The sequence below is a fragment of the Microbacterium sp. LWH10-1.2 genome, assembly GCF_038397765.1.
Taxonomy (GTDB): Bacteria; Actinomycetota; Actinomycetes; order Actinomycetales; family Microbacteriaceae; genus Microbacterium; species Microbacterium natoriense.
This window is the reverse complement of sequence record NZ_CP151638.1, coordinates 1,557,197-1,572,460: the sequence shown is the minus strand read 5'-3', so window position 1 is coordinate 1,572,460 and position 15,264 is coordinate 1,557,197. Positions and strand designations below refer to the sequence as shown.

The window sequence follows — 15,264 nt, the reverse complement described above, 5'->3', positions numbered from 1 at the left end:
GAGGGCGTGCCGCATCCCCTTCTCCTCGCCGATGCCGAAACGTCCAAGGACGTCCTGACCTTCGCCGGACGCTCCGCCAGGATCTCCGACGAAGGCGTTCGGCTGCAGGCGTCGAACGGTGTTCTCGCCCTCACCGCGGCGGCGCTCTCACCCCACGGGCTCTTCGATCAGACGCCCACGATTCTCGCGATGCGCATCGTGCACGCCGACCCCGAGCTCGAATGCGACATCGTCGTAGACTCGCTCACCCAGAACACGGAAGATGCACGCGTGCTGGACCTCCCCGACACGGGACTCTCCCCGGCATGGGCGGGCATCGCTCCGCCCCGCGGCGCGTGGCAGCCGAGTGCGGAGCTGCCGGCATCGCTGATCGCTCAGCGCGCGCAGTGGGGGATCAGCGCGGTGGCGCACGGAGCGACACCGGGAGCAGGGGAGGAGGCCGTACGGGCCCTGCGCGCCGCGATCTGGGGCGAGCCCGACGAGGACCTCGGCGGCATCCCCCGGGGGGCCGCCTTCGCCGCCGACGCCTTCGGTTTCATCTCGGGCGAAGAGCAGGTCAAGGTGATGACCTCGGGCCGCTGGACGAGACTCGCGTTCCGCCGAGGTCACGTGCTGCTGAGGGGGCCGGTGGCCATGGGCCTCACCGCAGTCCGGGGCACCGGCGCCGCGGACTGAGGCCGCGACCCGCCGAACAGACCAGCGCCCTCACCGGGACCGCTTGGGGGCGCCATGTCGAGGGGCGAATGGACGGATGCCGCGCACGACGGCTGTTCCGCCGCAACCCCGGACTCAGCCGGCCGCCGCACGTCCCGCCTGGCGGCCCGAGAACAGGCAGCCGCCCAGGAAGGTTCCCTCGAGCGCGCGGTAGCCGTGCACGCCGCCCCCGCCGAATCCGCTCGCCTCTCCCGCGGCGAACAGACCGTCGATCGGCGAGCCGTCCGCCCGCAGCGCACGGCCGACGAGATCGGTGTTGATGCCGCCGAGAGACTTTCTCGTGAGCACGTGCAGCTTGACAGCCACCAGAGGGCCGGCAGCCGGGTCCTGCAAGCGGTGGGGAGCTGCAGTCCGGATCAGCCTGTCACCGCGGTAGCCCCGCATGGATCGCAGCATCCCGATCTGGGAGTCCTTCGTGAACTCGTTCTCCATCTCGAGATCGCGGGCGATCACCTCGCGGCGGACCCGATCGATGTCGAGAGACTCGCCACCCGGATGGTTGCTCATCTGCTCGAGCAGCGACTCCAGGTCGTTCTCCACGATGAAATCCTCGCCCTCGTCGAGGAACGCCTGCACGGGACCGGTGGGGCCCTTGGCGAGGCGCGATTTCAGCAGCAGGCCCACGTCCTTGCCCGTGAGGTCGGGGTTCTGCTCGCTCCCCGACAGGGCGAACTCCTTCTCGACGATCTGCCGCGAGGTGACGAACCAGGAGTGATCGTGGCCCGTCGTGCGCAGGTGGGCGAGCGTACCCAGGGTGTCGAAGCCGGGGAACAGCGGAACGGGGAGTCGGGCGCCGGTCGCGTCGAGCCACAGCGACGACGGACCGGGGAGGATGCGGATCCCGTGTGACGGCCAGATCGGATCCCAGTTCGTGATGCCCTCGACGTAGTGCCACATCCGGTCGCCGTTGACGAGCCGCGCACCGGCGGACTCTGCGACGGGGTGCATCGAGCCGTCGACGTACGCAGGAACGCCGGTGAGCATGTGCGCAGGGGGCGTGCCGAGCCGTTCGGGCCAGGCGGCGCGCACCATGTCGTGGTTTCCGCCGATGCCGCCCGAGCACACGATCGTCGCCGACGCGCTGATCTCGAAGTCGCCGATCTCCTCGCGAGACGAGACCTCTCCTCGCTCCGAACCGCTGCTGACGAGTATCGCGCCACGTGCGCCGGTGACGGCGCCGTCGGTCATGACGAGATCGGTGACGCGATGCCGCGGGAGGATCGTGATGCGGCCCTCCCGCTCTCCCTGCTCCACGCGGGCAGCGAACGGCGCAACGATCCCCGGACCGGTTCCCCACGTGATGTGGAACCTCGGCACCGAGTTGCCCGGACCGAGAGCGCCGTAACCGCCGCGCTCCGCCCACCCCACCACGGGGAAGAACCCGACGCCGCGCTCTCGCAGCCAGGAGCGCTTCTCCCCGGCGGCGAACTGGAGATAGGCCTCGGCCCAGCGCCGCGGCCACTCGTCCTCTGGACGGTCGAATCCGGCGGTGCCGAGCCAGTCCTGCGTGGCGAGCTCCAGCGAGTCCTTGATCCCCATACGGCGCTGCTCGGGGGAGTCGATGAAGAACAGTCCACCGAACGACCACCAGGCCTGACCGCCGAGGTTGGTGCGGGGCTCCTGATCGATCAGGATCACCTGCTTGCCGGCATCCAGAGCCTCGGAGGCCGCGACGAGACCGGCGAGCCCCCACCCGATCACCAGGACATCTGCGGACAGGGGCGTGTTCGTCATGAGTTCTCTGTTGATTCCTGACGTGAGCTGGTCTCGAGCGTCGGCCTGCCCGAGGCGGCGGGGCCGATTCCGGACGGTTCGAACGTGTTCACCATGGCATAGGCGGCGCGTTCGAGGTAGTCCCAGAGCGTCGCTTCGTGCAGAGGCGACAACTGCGCCTCTGCGACGCCGGTGCGCATGTGAGCCAGCCAACGATCGCGCGCATCGGGGTCGACGTGGAAGGGCATGTGGCGCATGCGGAGTCGCGGGTGTCCGCGGGTCTCGCCGTAGGTGGCGGGGCCGCCCCAGTACTGGACGAGGAAGAGCGTGAGCCGTTCTGCGGCCGGACCGAGATCCTCCTCGGGGTACATGGGCTTGAGGACCGGATCGAGGGCGACCTCGCGGTAGAACACCCCGACGATCCTCTCGAAGGTCTCGTAGCCGCCGACCTCGTCGTAGAACGTCATCGCTGCGGGGTCCCTTCGTCGCCGGTCTTCTTGTCATCGTCTGACTTCTTGCGCCGCCAGATCCCGCGCTCGGGAACAGCGGGGACGCCGGTGACGGCGTTCGGTCGGGTCTTCGGCGGGTTCGCGCCGCGCACGCGCTGTGCGCCTTCCAGCCCTGTCGGGATCACGCCGACCATGCTGGGGATCGTGACGTCCTTCTCGAGGAGCGCCGCGCGCAGGCGCTTGCGCAGCTCCTGCGAGACGTCGTCCTTCGCGTTGGCGCGCGCCTTGATGACGATGCGAACGACGAGAGCGTCGCCCCCGATGGACTCCAGTCCCCACAGCTCCGGCTTCTCGACGATGCGGGTGCGCCACTTCGGATCCTTCGCGAGACCCTGAGCGGTCTCGAGCATGGTGTGCTCGACCGCTTCCAGATCCGAGTCGGCTGCGACGCCGAGATCGATGATGACGCGGGCCCACCCCTGGGACATGTTGCCGATGCGGGTGACCTCGCCGTTGCGGACGTACCAGAGCGTGCCGTTGACGTCGCGAACCTGGGTGATGCGCACGCTGACGTACTCGACCACGCCGCTGGCGAGGCCGAGGTCGACGACGTCGCCGATGCCGATCTGATCTTCGGCGACGATGAACATGCCGTTCAGGACGTCCTTGACGATGTTCTGGGCGCCGAAGCCGAGACCGGCGCCCACCGCAGCGGTGAGGAGCGTCAGGGAGCCGAGCAGCCTGTTGTCGATCGCGTTGACGATCAGCACGATCGCGATGATGACGAGCATCACGTTCACGATGTTCTGCAGGATGCTGCCGAGAGTCCGCGTCCGCTGCACGAGACGCATGTCGGCCAGAGGTGAGCGTTCGAGGGCCTGTGTGTCGTCGACCGCGGCCTTGCTCTTCGCGCTGTCAACGATGCGGTGCACCACGCGGCGGATGAGGACCCGCAGCACGAGGGCGATGAGCACGCAGCTCACGATGATGATGGCGATCGACAGGATGACCCCGCCGACGGGGAGCAGGACCGTCAGGACGCTCCGCAGCCACTCGGGCAGCGTCTGCAGCCACTCGGGAAGCGGCGTCTCGGCGGGGGGAGGGCTGACTTGGAAGGGGATCATCATCACTTCCAGATCCTAGCGATCAGGCCTCTGCGCGGGCTGGATGCACCGCGCAGAGGCCTGATCGAGAGGGGGAACGCTCGGATTCAGTCGTCGGCGTCGCGCGCCTGCGCCGCGAGGGCGCGCTCGACGTCGGCGAGGTTCTCCAGCACCAGGCGGCGCAGGGCAGGGGCGGCGTCCTGGTGTGCGGACAGCCAGGCGCGCGTCGCGTCCCGCAGCTCGGCGTTCGCCAGCGCGGTCGGGAACAGTCCGACGACGAGGTACTGGGCGATCTGGTAGCTGCGGGACTCCCAGATCGGCAGCAGCATGTCGAAGTACGCCGGGACGAACTCGGCGAGGGCCTCGACGCCCGCGGGGTGCACGAAGCCCAGAGCAGCGGAGCGCACGATCGTGTTCGGTGCGTCGTCGCGCTCGATGAGGGAGGCCCACGCGGCCTTCTTGGAGGCGAGGTCGGGAAGGGCGGCACGCGCCTGCGCCGCGAACTCGCCGCCCTTGGCGGTGTTGTCCGCTGCGAGGGCGGCGTCGATCGTCGCGGCGTCGGTCGCGCCGATCGTCGCCAGTCCGACCAGCAGCTGCCAGTTCAGGTCGGCGTCGATCTCCAGCCCGGGCAGCGTCTCCTCGCCCGAGCGGAGGCGGCCGATGACACCGGCGTGCTCAGGGGTGACGAGGGCGCCGGCGAAGGCCGTGACGAACTGGAGCTGGCTGTCGCTGCCGGCCTCCGCGCCCTCGGCGAGAGCCCACAGGCCGTCGGCGATCTTCTGACGGGCGGCCAGGCGCTCGGCCGGCGTCACGTAGAGCGTCGCCGCCGTGCGCAGCTGCGCCAGAGTGGTGCGGACGGTCGTCGACTCGGTCTCGCGACCGATGTTGCCCAGTACGAGATCGATGTAGTCGGATGCCGCGCTCTCCGCGTCGCGCGTCTGATCCCAGGCCGCGCCCCAGACGAGCGAGCGGGCCAGCGGATCGCTGATGTCGGCGAGGTGCGCGATCGCGGTGGCGAGCGAACGGTCGTCGAGACGGATCTTCGCGTAGGCCAGGTCCTCGTCGTTCAGCAGGACGAGGTCGGGACGGGCGATGCCCTTGAGCTCGGGGACCTCGGTGCGGTCGCCGTCGATGTCGACCTCGGCGTAGTGGGTGCGCACGAGCGTCCCGTCGCGCAGCGTGTAGAAGCCGATGCCGAGGCGGTGCGGACGGATGGTCGGATAGTCGGCCGGCGCGGTCTGCGTCACCGCGAAGCGGGAGATGGTGCCGTCGGAGTCTTCGGCGATGACCGGCTCGAGCGTGTTGACGCCGGCGGTCTCCAGCCACTTCTTCGACCAGGTGCTGAGGTCGCGGCCGCTCGTCGCCTCCAGCTCGGTGAGCAGGTCGCTGAGCTCGGTGTTGCCCCAGGAGTGCTTCTGGAAGTACTGCGAGACGCCGGCGAAGAACGCCTCGATCCCGACCCATGCGGCGAGCTGCTTGAGGACGGACCCGCCCTTGGCGTAGGTGATGCCGTCGAAGTTGACCTGGACGTCTTCGAGGTCGTTGATCTCGGCGACGATCGGGTGCGTCGAGGGGAGCTGGTCCTGGCGGTACGCCCAGGTCTTCTCCATCGCGTTGAACGTCGTCCACGCCTCGGTCCACTCGGTGGCCTCGGCCGTGGCGATCGTCGATGCCCACTCGGCGAACGACTCGTTCAGCCACAGGTCGTTCCACCACTTCATGGTGACGAGGTCGCCGAACCACATGTGCGCCAGCTCGTGCAGGATCGTGACGACGCGGCGCTCCTTGACGGCATCCGTCACCTTGCTGCGGAAGACGTACGTCTCGGTGAACGTCACGGCGCCCGCGTTCTCCATCGCACCGGCGTTGAACTCCGGGACGAAGAGCTGGTCGTACTTGGCGAACGGGTAGGGGACGCCGAACTTCGACTCGAAGTATGCGAAGCCCTCGCGGGTCTTGTCGAAGATGTAGTCGGCGTCGAGGTGCTGCCAGAGGCTCTTGCGGCCGTAGACGCCGAGCGGGATGACATCGCCGGAGGAGCTGGTGAGCTCGGAGAAGGTCGACTCGTAGGGGCCGGCGACGAGCGCCGTGATGTACGAGGAGATGCGCGGGGTCGGCTCGAAGCCCCAGGTGGACACGGCGCTGTCGTCGTGCACGATGGGCTCGGGCGTGGGGGAGTTGGACACGACCTTCCACGCGGAGGGCGCGGTGACCGTGAACTGGAAGGTCGCCTTGAGGTCGGGCTGCTCGAAGACCGCGAACACACGGCGCGAGTCGGGGACCTCGAACTGCGAGTAGAGGTAGACCTCGCCGTCAACGGGGTCGACGAAGCGGTGCAGTCCCTCGCCGGTGTTGGTGTACAGGCAGTCCGCGTCGACGACGAGGACGTTCTCGGCTTGCAGGCCGGTCAGCGCGATGCGCGAGTCGGCGAAGACCTCGCTGGGGTCGAGCTGCTCTCCGTTGAGCGAGATCTCGCGCACTTCGCGGGCGATGAGGTCGATGAAGGTGAAGCTCTCGGGGGTCGCGGTGAAGCGCACGACGCTGCGAGAGCCGAAGACCTCGGCGCCCTTCGTCAGATCGAGGGCGACCTCATACGACTGCGTGTCGATGACGTCGCGGCGCTCCTGCGCTTCGATGCGGGTGAGGTTCTCTCCAGGCACAGCTGTACTCCCAGGGGTGAGGGGATGCTGCCGCGGTCCAGGCGCAGTTGGCGCCCACGGCAACCATGACAGCCTACGCCAGTCGTCGAGGGATGCCGCCAGGGCGACGCACCCGCGAGGAGATGGAAGGATGGAGGGGTGACTGCGACCGAGCCCACCATCGTTCCCTTTGCCTCTCCGGCCGCTGCAGGCGGCGCCCCCTACGTGACGACGCCGGTCGCCTACGACGGGATCCTGCTCGCGGGATTCGGCGGACCCGAGGGGCAGGACGACGTGATCCCGTTCCTCCGCAACGTCACCAGAGGGCGCGGCATCCCCGACGAGCGTCTGGAGGAGGTCGCGCACCACTATCGCCACTTCGGCGGCGTGAGCCCGATCAACGGGCAGAACCGCGTGCTCAAGGAGGCGCTCGAAGCCGAGCTGCAGAGACGCGGCATCGACCTCCCCGTCTATTGGGGCAACCGCAACTGGAGCCCCTATCTCGAGGAGGTCGTGACCGAGGCCTCCGCGAAGGGGCACAACACGCTTCTCGCCTTCGCCACCAGCGCGTACAGCTCGTTCTCCAGCTGCCGCCAGTATCGCGAGGACTTCGCGCGGATCCTCGAGGACACCGGACTCGGCGAGACCGTGACGATCGACAAGATCCGCCCGTTCTACGACCACCCCGGCTTCGTCGAGGCATTCGAGACCGGCGTCCGCGACGCGGTCGAGGCCTTCCTCGCCGACGGCATCGCCGCCGCCGACATCCAGATCCTCTTCTCGACGCACAGCATCCCCACCGCAGACGCGGAGCGCTCGGGCGCGCGCGACATCGAGTGGGGCGAGGGCGGAGCGTACGCGGCGCAGCACCTCGCGGTCGCGGCCTGGGTCATGGACCGGGTGCGGGAGAGCATCCCCGCGGCCGCCGACGTCTCCTGGGAGCTGGTGTACCAGTCGCGCTCCGGACCTGCGTCGCAGCCGTGGCTCGAGCCAGACGTGTGCGATGTGATCGGAGAGCTGCCCGAACGGGGGCGCAAGGCCGTCGCCGTCGTGCCCGTCGGGTTCATGAGCGATCACATGGAGGTCCTCTGGGATCTCGACACGGAGGCCGCGGAGGCCGCGGAGGAGGCGGGGCTCGCCTTCACCAGGACGCCGACGCCGGGTGTGTCTCCGACGTTCGTCGCCGGCATCGTCGATCTGATCGAGGAGCGTCTGGAGGGGCGTCCCAACGAGGAGCGCCCGCACGTCACGTCGCTGCCCGGCGGGTTCGACGTCTGCCGCCCCGGCTGCTGCGAGAACATCCGTGCCGGCTTCAAGCCCGCCGCCGCCGGCATCGCGCCGTGAGACGGATTCGACGTCGGCTGCCCTGAATAGGATGGGAGCCATGCGCATCCACATCGCCACCGATCACGCCGGCCTCGACTTCTCCACGCAGCTGCAGGAGCATCTGCGTGCCGCGGGCCATGAAGTGGTCGATCACGGGCCGATCGAGTACGACGCGGTGGACGACTACCCCGCGTTCTGCATCAGGGCAGCGCAGGCCGTCGTCGCCGATCAGACGGCCGGTGTCGAGGCTCTCGGCGTCGTCTTCGGCGGATCGGGCAACGGCGAGCAGATCGCGGCGAACAAGGTGCAGGGCATCCGCGCCGCGCTGGTGTGGAACGTCTCGACGGCCGAGCTGGCCCGCGAGCACAACGACGCGAACGTGATCTCCATCGGCGCCCGTCAGCACACGTTCGACGAGGTCACCACCTTCATCGACACGTTCATCTCCACGCCGTTCTCGAACGAGGAGCGGCACGTGCGCCGCATCGGTCAGATCGCCGACTTCGAGCGCGACGGCTCGCTGCTGCCGGACCCCCGGGCCTGACATGCCCGAGGGGCATTCCGTCCATCGCATCGCGCGGCAGTTCGATCGCAACTTCGTCGGCAAGCCGATGCGGGCGTCGAGTCCGCAGGGGCGATTCGCAGAGGGCGCCGCGGTGCTCGACGGTCGTGAGGCCGTCAGTGTGCAGGCCGTGGGCAAGCAGATGTTCCTCGAGGTGGAGGGCGACCTCTGGCTGAGGGTGCATCTCGGGCTCTACGGCGCCTGGGATTTCGCAGGGGAGATCCTGATCGATCCCACAATCGCCTCGGCGAACGGGCGCATGGGGCAGACCAACCAGCGTGGCACCGATCTCGGCGAGGCCATCCTCGACGATGCGGGAGAGAACTCGCTCGCGTCGATCGGCGCGCCGAGGCGCACGCGAGTGCACGTCCGGATGTCGGAGCAGACCAAGGGTCTCGCCGACGAGGACGGGGAGTGGCCTCCGCCGATCGTCGGGCAAGTGCGTCTGCGATTGATGACGGACATCACCGCTGCTGATCTCCGGGGCCCGACCGCCTGCGTGATCCAGACGCCGGAGGAGATGCTCGCCACCGTCGCGAAGCTCGGTCCGGATCCCCTCGTCGGCGACCCCGCGGAGAACGAGGAGCGCTTCGTCCGTGCGGTGCGCAAGAAGCAGACCGTCATCGCGCTGCTCCTGATGGACCAGGCCGTGGTCAGCGGAATCGGCAACGTCTATCGCGCCGAGATCCTCTTCCGACACCGGCTGAATCCGCACACGCCAGGACGCGACGTCCCCGAGGAGATCGTGCGCGAGCTGTGGCGCGACTGGGTTCGGCTGCTCGCGATCGGGGTCGAGACCGGGCAGATGATGACGATGGACGACCTGTCTCCCGAGCAGTATCGTGCCGCGATGGCGAGTCGCGACGATCGTCACTGGGTGTACCACCGCGCCGGGCTTCCGTGCCGGATCTGCGGCACGGAGATCGCCCTGGAGGAGATCGGCGCGCGCAAGCTCTACTGGTGCCCACGGTGTCAGGCCTGACGCGGTCCTCTCGCCGCCGTCGCTCCGACCTTCCGGTCTAGGCTCGATTCATGCGTCAGAACCCGAGCTTCACCCTTGCGGATGTGACCGAGATGCGTCGGGTGATCGACGCCAGCCCGTGGGCGACCATCATGAGCGCCGGCCCCGAAGGTCTGGTCGCATCGCACTATGCCGTGCTCCTCGACGAGTCGCGCGACGACCTCACGATCGTCGCGCATGTGGGACGCCCGGACGATCTGATCCACGGTCTCGGTGACCGCGAGCTCCTCGTCGTCTTCCAGGGGCCGCACGGATACATCTCCCCGGGCTGGTACGGAGACGTGCAGGCTGTGCCGACATGGAACTACGTCGCCGTGCATCTCTCGGGGATCCCCGAGATCCTGAGCCCGGAGGAGAACCTCGAGGTGCTCGACCGTCTCGTCGACCGTTTCGAGGGGCGGATGCCGGAGCCGCGGCGCATGTGGGAGCGTCCCAACGATGAGAGCTTCGTGCAGCGTCTCGCCGCGGGGACCGTGGGGTTCCGACTCACCCCCACGCGCGTGGTCGCGAAGCGCAAGCTCAGCCAGAACAAGCCCGCGGACACCGTCGAGACCGTGATCGCGGAACTGGAGGGCTCGGGCCCGTATGCGCAGCCCGACCTCGCCCGCGAGATGAGGAGAGCCCATGAGGCTCTCGCGGAAGGACGGCGATGATCGGCACCGATGTCAGCATGGTGAAGGGGGTTCGCATCGCCGGTCCCGGTCGCGAGTTCCTCATCGACGACGAGCCCGTCGACATCGTGATCGACGGCGGAGCGATCGCCGACATCGCCCCCACCGGTGCCCTGCGGCCCGCAGGGGAGGTCCTGGACGCCGGTGGCGCGTGGGTCGTCCCTGGGCTCTGGGACAACCATGTCCACACGGTGCAGTGGGCGCTGGCTGCGGAACGCGTGCCGCTGCTCGCGGTGGGATCGGCCGCCGAGGCCGCGCGGCTCATGACGGACGCGGAGCCGCTCCCCGACGGGCGACGGGTCGGGGCGGGCTTCCGAGACGCGCTGTGGTCGGATCAGCCGTCGCTCGCGCTGCTCGATGACGCGACGGGGGAGGTGCCGACCTATCTCATCAATGCCGACGTCCACAGCACGTGGCTCAACTCCGCGGCCCTGCGTCGCGAAGGGTTCAGTGCGCCGGACGGAGTCCTCCGCGAAGAGGACGCCTTCGAGATCTCGCGACGTCTGAATGCGGTCGACCCCGCCAGAGCTGATGACGCCGTGCTGCGGGCGGGGGAGCGCGCGGCGTCGAGGGGCGTCATCGGCCTCGTGGATTTCGACATGGCCTGGAACGCCGATGCCTGGCCTCGGCGCGTGGCCGCCGGATTCTCCGCGCATCGGGTGGAGTTCTCGGTGTACCCCTTCGACTTCGACCGCGCGGTGGAGAGCGGACTGCGCACCGGCGAGAGCCACGGGAGCCCGCTGATCATGGTCGGCGCGCTCAAGATCATCACCGACGGATCCCTCGGCACGAGGACCGCCGCTTGCTCTCATCACTACCCGGGGGACCCCGCGAACTTCGGCGTGCTCACGGTGCCGCCAGAGGAGCTGACGGATCTGCTCGTCGCCGCGACGGGGGCAGGCCTCGCCGTCGCCGTCCACGCCATCGGCGACCGCGCGGTCACCGCAGCGCTCGACGCGTTCACCGTGTCGGGCGCCGTGGGCACGATCGAGCATGCGCAGCTCGTCCGGCACGCCGATCTCTCACGCTTCGCTCGCCTGGGCGTCGTGGCGAGCGTGCAGCCGCAGCATGCCCTCGATGATCGCGACCTGGTCGAGACGCACTGGGCGGGGCAGACGTCCATCGGCTATCCGCTCGCCGCACTGCGCCGAGCGGGGGTGCAGCTCCGCTTCGGATCGGATGCGCCCGTCGCCGAGCTGGACCCGTGGCAGGGGATCGGAGCAGCCGTGGATCGCACCGACGATGCGCGGGAGCCGTGGCATCCCGAGGAGCGGCTCACGATCGATGAGGCGCTCGAGGCGAGCGTGCGGTCCTCAGTGCGGCCAGGAGAGCCGGCCGATCTCGTTCTGTGTGGCGAGGATCCGCGAGCCGCGCACGGCGACGGACTGAGACGGATGCCGGTGGAGGCGACGTTGCTCGCCGGACGCGTCACCCACCGCTCCTGAACACGACGAAGGGCACCGGAACGGATTCCGGTGCCCTTCGTCGTGTGGTGTGAGTAGTCAGGCTGCGATGTGCGAGACGAGGAACCAGCGGTCCTTGTCGAGTCCGCGCTTGATCTCGATCGCGACGTCCTGGCTGGTCAGGTCGACCTCGTCGAGGCCGTCGATCGCCGCCTGGACGTCGACGAGGATCGCGTCGATGTCGGCCACGACCGCGCGGATGAGGTCATCCGACTGGGTGAAGCCGGCGGGAACCGAGGTGGCGCCCGCCTTCTCTGCGACGGTGGAGATGCGGGCGTCGATCGGAAGGCCGAGGGCGACGATGCGCTCTGCGGCGGTGTCGGCGAAGTCGCCGGCGTGAGCGACGATCGTGTCGAGGAGCTCGTGGACGCCGACGAAGTTCGCTCCGCGGACGTGCCAGTGGGCCTGCTTGCCGTTGACCGTCAGGGCTTCGAGGCCGAGGACGAGCGGGGAGAGGAACTGTGCGGCCGCTGCGGCGACCGTCGGGTCGCTGGCGGTGGTGGAAACGGTCTGTGCCTTGCTCATCTTGTGCTCCTCCGAGATCATCTGTTTCTGTGGTGCTGGAGTCAACGCTACTCATCCTGAAACATTCCGCAAGCAAGCGAAGGCTGGGCTTAGTGGGGCAGAAATCCGCGGAAACACGCGGTAATGAGGGTAGTCTCGCCTTATGAGCATCGCGCAGGGAGCATCCGTCCTCGCCCTCCAGGATCGCGTGCCGTCGATCGCCGACGGCGCCTTCGTGGCGGAGGGCGCGCGCATCGTCGGTGCGGTCTCTCTGGCGGCCGGATCGAGCGTCTGGTACAACGCGGTGCTACGAGGCGATTCGGCGCCGATCGTGATCGGCCCCGGCAGCAACGTGCAGGACAACGTCTCGGTGCACGTGGATGCCGGACACCCCGTCGTCATCGGATCGAAGGTGTCGATCGGCCACAACGCGGTCGTGCACGGCTGCACGATCGGCGATGGTTCGCTCATCGGGATGGGTGCGGTGATCCTCAGCGGCGCGGTGATCGGAGCGGGCTGCCTGATCGCCGGGGGAGCCGTGGTGCTGGGCGGCACGGAGATCCCCGAGGGATCGCTCGTCGCCGGTGTCCCTGCGAAGGTCCGCCGAGCGCTGAACGATGACGAGCGCGCCGGCCTGATCGCGAACGCGGACACCTACCTCGGCCACCTGCTGACGCACACGTCCGCGACCTCCGTCTGAGTCTGCGCGCCCGCTAGGCTGGGTGCGTACGGGGCGGTGGCCAAGCTGGTTAAGGCAGTGGGCTCATAACCCAACGATTCGCGGGTTCAAGTCCCGCCCGCCCTACTCCTGTCCGGCACGCTCCCGGTGTGCGCTGTTCGGACGTACCCAGTGAGCCAGGTACGCGCCGAGAGCGCAGCCTCGTGCGTCTCGCTCCTGGACTGACCCCGTTCGGGGTCAAGGTCTGGTGGAGTCGAAGGTCTGGTGCCACGATGACCTCGCGGTGATCGCGGAACAGCGAACCTCCACCGCAGATGCTCCCTCTCCTCTCCGAGCATCGATGGGGTCGAGCCCCCTGCGTCATCTCCCCAGTCCGCAGGGGGCTCGCTCGACTTCGACGATGTGTTCGTGCGATGCGATCGTGGGCCGAGAGGCGGCTCGCGGGTGATGAAAGCCTCTCCGGCCGTGGCACGAGTGTCGAGATGAGCCGGATTCTGACGTTCGGTCGCGCACGTGACCTCCGCCGGGGGTCATCGATACACCAATATGTCGCGATCGCCCATCTGACGCGGGGAGTTCCCTAACGTGGCGACCGGTCGTTGTCCGTCAACCCCAGATACGAAGGAGACTGCGAACCGTGATCCCCAAGAAAGCCGTGCGAACGTCTGCAGCAGCAGCCGTCGCCTTCCTCGCACTCGCCGGTGCGGCACTCGTGCCGACAGCCGCTCAAGCCGCACCACCCACGCCGGCCGCCCCCGCCGACCCCTCGCTCGTGTTCGAGGAGACCTTCGAGAACGTCACCGGCGCCGACGTCGTCGGACTCGTCAACTACACCGGCGTGGACGGAGCCACGTACACCGCCTCGCCGTTCTGGCTGAACGCTGCAGCGTGCAACGGCTTCGTCCTGCAGGGGAACACCCCCATCCCGTTCGCAGGCGATGGCGCGGCCTGCAACGTCAACGCCTCCAATCGACTCGTCAACCTCGCCACGGTCCTCGGCGGCGGGAACGCCGACAACCGCGCCGTCGCGGCATACACCGAGGCCAACGGGGGCGCCGCAGACACGCTGCTCGCCCAGTCGATCGACAGCGGCATCGAACTGACCGAAGGCCGCTTCTACGTCGCGAGCATCGACACGGCCGAGGTCAACTGCGGCATCGGCGCTGTGCAGTCGACCCTCGACTTCGGTCTTTCTCTGCCCAACGGCGAGATCATGATCGCCGGCAACCCCGCCAGGGCGTGTTCTTCGCCGAACGTGCAGACGGTCAACGGGTTCGCCATCCGCAGCGGGCAGTTCTACAGCGGCGGCTTCCGCGCCGAGGAGTCGAGCTCGGCGGAGCTCCTCGTCCGCAACCGCGCGACGAGCGGTGGCGGCAACGACTTCGCGTACGACAACCTGCGCCTTTTCGACGCGACGCCGAGCATCTACAAAGCGTTCGATCAGGAGACCGTCGAGGTGGGGCAGCCCGTCACGATGTATCTGACGATCGTGAACACCAGCGAGCTGTCGGAGAAGACCGGCTGGTCCTTCACCGACGTGCTCCCCGAGGGCATGACGATCGCCGACGAGCCCAACGTCGACTCCAGCTGCTCTGCGGAGATCGACGCTCCCGCTGCCGGCTCCGAGGTCGTCGTGGACGCCGGATCGCTCGCTACCGGCCAGACGAGCTGCGAGATCGCCGTGAACGTCGTCCTCGGCGCGGGCGGCGACTACACCAACGTCATCGACGGCGCCTCGGGCCTGAACGGGGAGCCGTCGGCGTCCATCCGCGCTCTCGTCCCCTCGCTGTCGCTCACGAAGTCCGTGAACCCGGCACAGGTCACCAAGGCCGGCCAGGAGGTCGTGTACACGTTCGTCGTCCTCAACGACGGTGAGCTGCCCCTGCACGACGTCGAGGTGTCCGACCCGGGCCCCGTCGGCGGCACCGGGACCTTCGGCGACATCGACTGCGGTGAGGTCACCGAGCTCGCCGTCGACGAGAGCCTTACCTGCACCGCGACCTACGTCGCCGGTGCCGGCGACCTCACCGGGAAGCCCCTCACGAACGTCGCCTCCGCCACGGGCGTATCGCCTGGAGGCGTCACGGTCGATGCCGGCGCCACCGCTGACCTGACGACCGTCGTTCCTCAGCCGGCGACCACGCCGCCTCCCGCCCCGGTCGCCGGGAATCTCGCAGCCACGGGTGGTGACATTCCGTGGGGTTACGGTGTCACCGCAGGAGTCCTCCTGCTCGTCGGTGCGGGAGTCCTGCTCGTGACCCGGAAGCGCACCGCCTGAATCTAGTCGGCGCGTGAAGGGAAGGGCCCGGAGAAGGTGCATCTGCACTCTCCCCGGGTCCTTTCCCTGTCCAGGGGGATGCCTGCTCCGTCGATGCACTGACGCGCGAAGACGAGTCGCGCCGAAGAGAGTGGTGTGGGCC

The 15,264-nt window shown here is 68.6% G+C and carries 13 protein-coding genes and 1 tRNA gene; 9 read left to right on the top strand and 5 right to left on the bottom strand.

All coding sequences use genetic code 11. The features are described from left to right. The first annotated feature begins 6 nt into the window (after positions 1-6). Positions 7-675, top strand: coding sequence for a hypothetical protein (locus MRBLWH10_RS07490; RefSeq protein WP_105674965.1), 669 nt, complete (start codon positions 7-9; stop codon positions 673-675). Between the two features lie 114 nt (positions 676-789). Here the strand turns inward: MRBLWH10_RS07490 and MRBLWH10_RS07485 are convergent, their stop codons facing one another. From MRBLWH10_RS07485 to pepN, 4 genes are all read right to left on the bottom strand, one after another. Then, positions 790-2,448, bottom strand: coding sequence for an FAD-binding dehydrogenase (locus tag MRBLWH10_RS07485; protein ID WP_341942205.1), 1,659 nt, complete (start codon positions 2,446-2,448; stop codon positions 790-792). Then, entirely contained in the window at positions 2,445-2,894 is a 450-nt protein-coding gene (locus MRBLWH10_RS07480; RefSeq protein WP_341942204.1) for a globin, read from the bottom strand. Before MRBLWH10_RS07480 ends, MRBLWH10_RS07485 begins: the two co-directional genes overlap by 4 nt. Further along, complete coding sequence (locus tag MRBLWH10_RS07475) at positions 2,891-4,003, bottom strand: mechanosensitive ion channel domain-containing protein (protein ID WP_341942574.1); 1,113 nt, start codon at positions 4,001-4,003, stop codon at positions 2,891-2,893. Before MRBLWH10_RS07475 ends, MRBLWH10_RS07480 begins: the two co-directional genes overlap by 4 nt. Positions 4,004-4,086: 83 nt before the next feature. Next, positions 4,087-6,639, bottom strand: a complete 2,553-nt coding sequence (pepN, locus tag MRBLWH10_RS07470) for an aminopeptidase N (RefSeq protein ID WP_341942203.1) — start codon at positions 6,637-6,639, stop codon at positions 4,087-4,089. A 138-nt stretch (positions 6,640-6,777) separates the two neighbouring features. On the opposite strand from pepN, the gene MRBLWH10_RS07465 reads away from it, so the two are divergent. Genes MRBLWH10_RS07465 through MRBLWH10_RS07445 form a run of 5 tightly spaced genes read left to right on the top strand, consistent with a single transcriptional unit; the run spans position 6,778 to position 11,643 of the window. Next, entirely contained in the window at positions 6,778-7,962 is a 1,185-nt protein-coding gene (locus MRBLWH10_RS07465) for a ferrochelatase (protein ID WP_341942202.1), read from the top strand. A 40-nt stretch (positions 7,963-8,002) separates the two neighbouring features. Then, a complete protein-coding gene (locus MRBLWH10_RS07460) occupies positions 8,003-8,488 on the top strand; it encodes a ribose-5-phosphate isomerase (RefSeq protein ID WP_105674977.1) in 486 nt (161 codons plus the stop codon). A 1-nt stretch (position 8,489) separates the two neighbouring features. Next, on the top strand, positions 8,490-9,488 hold the full coding sequence (locus MRBLWH10_RS07455; protein WP_341942201.1) for a DNA-formamidopyrimidine glycosylase family protein: 999 nt from the start codon (positions 8,490-8,492) through the stop codon (positions 9,486-9,488). Between the two features lie 50 nt (positions 9,489-9,538). Continuing rightward, on the top strand, positions 9,539-10,180 hold the full coding sequence (locus tag MRBLWH10_RS07450) for an FMN-binding negative transcriptional regulator (RefSeq protein ID WP_341942200.1): 642 nt from the start codon (positions 9,539-9,541) through the stop codon (positions 10,178-10,180). Then, positions 10,177-11,643, top strand: a complete 1,467-nt coding sequence (locus MRBLWH10_RS07445) for an amidohydrolase family protein (RefSeq protein ID WP_341942199.1) — start codon at positions 10,177-10,179, stop codon at positions 11,641-11,643. Before MRBLWH10_RS07450 ends, MRBLWH10_RS07445 begins: the two co-directional genes overlap by 4 nt. 57 nt (positions 11,644-11,700) lie before the next feature. Here the strand turns inward: MRBLWH10_RS07445 and MRBLWH10_RS07440 are convergent, their stop codons facing one another. Continuing rightward, complete coding sequence (locus MRBLWH10_RS07440; RefSeq protein ID WP_105675066.1) at positions 11,701-12,186, bottom strand: DNA starvation/stationary phase protection protein; 486 nt, start codon at positions 12,184-12,186, stop codon at positions 11,701-11,703. 142 nt (positions 12,187-12,328) lie between these two features. On the opposite strand from MRBLWH10_RS07440, the gene MRBLWH10_RS07435 reads away from it, so the two are divergent. The 3 genes from MRBLWH10_RS07435 to MRBLWH10_RS07425 all read left to right on the top strand — a co-directional run bounded on the left by MRBLWH10_RS07435 (position 12,329) and on the right by MRBLWH10_RS07425 (position 15,122). Continuing rightward, positions 12,329-12,865 (top strand): gamma carbonic anhydrase family protein, encoded by a 537-nt coding sequence (locus MRBLWH10_RS07435; RefSeq protein ID WP_341942198.1) that lies wholly within the window; start codon positions 12,329-12,331, stop codon positions 12,863-12,865. A gap of 30 nt (positions 12,866-12,895) precedes the next feature. Beyond that, a tRNA-Ile gene (locus MRBLWH10_RS07430) sits at positions 12,896-12,970 on the top strand. A 511-nt stretch (positions 12,971-13,481) separates the two neighbouring features. Beyond that, on the top strand, positions 13,482-15,122 hold the full coding sequence (locus MRBLWH10_RS07425; protein WP_341942197.1) for a hypothetical protein: 1,641 nt from the start codon (positions 13,482-13,484) through the stop codon (positions 15,120-15,122). Positions 15,123-15,264: the final 142 nt, after the last annotated feature.

What these genes read in the sequence shown, in the direction of transcription:
- MRBLWH10_RS07485 (WP_341942205.1), bottom strand. Translation starts at nt 2,448, where the DNA reads ATGACGAACACGCCCCTGTCCGCAGATGTCCTGGTGATCGGGTGGGGG.
- MRBLWH10_RS07445 (WP_341942199.1), top strand. Translation starts at nt 10,177, where the DNA reads ATGATCGGCACCGATGTCAGCATGGTGAAGGGGGTTCGCATCGCCGGT.
- MRBLWH10_RS07435 (WP_341942198.1), top strand. Translation starts at nt 12,329, where the DNA reads ATGAGCATCGCGCAGGGAGCATCCGTCCTCGCCCTCCAGGATCGCGTG.
- MRBLWH10_RS07440 (WP_105675066.1), bottom strand. Translation starts at nt 12,186, where the DNA reads ATGAGCAAGGCACAGACCGTTTCCACCACCGCCAGCGACCCGACGGTC.
- MRBLWH10_RS07455 (WP_341942201.1), top strand. Translation starts at nt 8,490, where the DNA reads ATGCCCGAGGGGCATTCCGTCCATCGCATCGCGCGGCAGTTCGATCGC.
- MRBLWH10_RS07450 (WP_341942200.1), top strand. Translation starts at nt 9,539, where the DNA reads ATGCGTCAGAACCCGAGCTTCACCCTTGCGGATGTGACCGAGATGCGT.
- MRBLWH10_RS07460 (WP_105674977.1), top strand. Translation starts at nt 8,003, where the DNA reads ATGCGCATCCACATCGCCACCGATCACGCCGGCCTCGACTTCTCCACG.
- MRBLWH10_RS07475 (WP_341942574.1), bottom strand. Translation starts at nt 4,003, where the DNA reads ATGATGATCCCCTTCCAAGTCAGCCCTCCCCCCGCCGAGACGCCGCTT.
- MRBLWH10_RS07480 (WP_341942204.1), bottom strand. Translation starts at nt 2,894, where the DNA reads ATGACGTTCTACGACGAGGTCGGCGGCTACGAGACCTTCGAGAGGATC.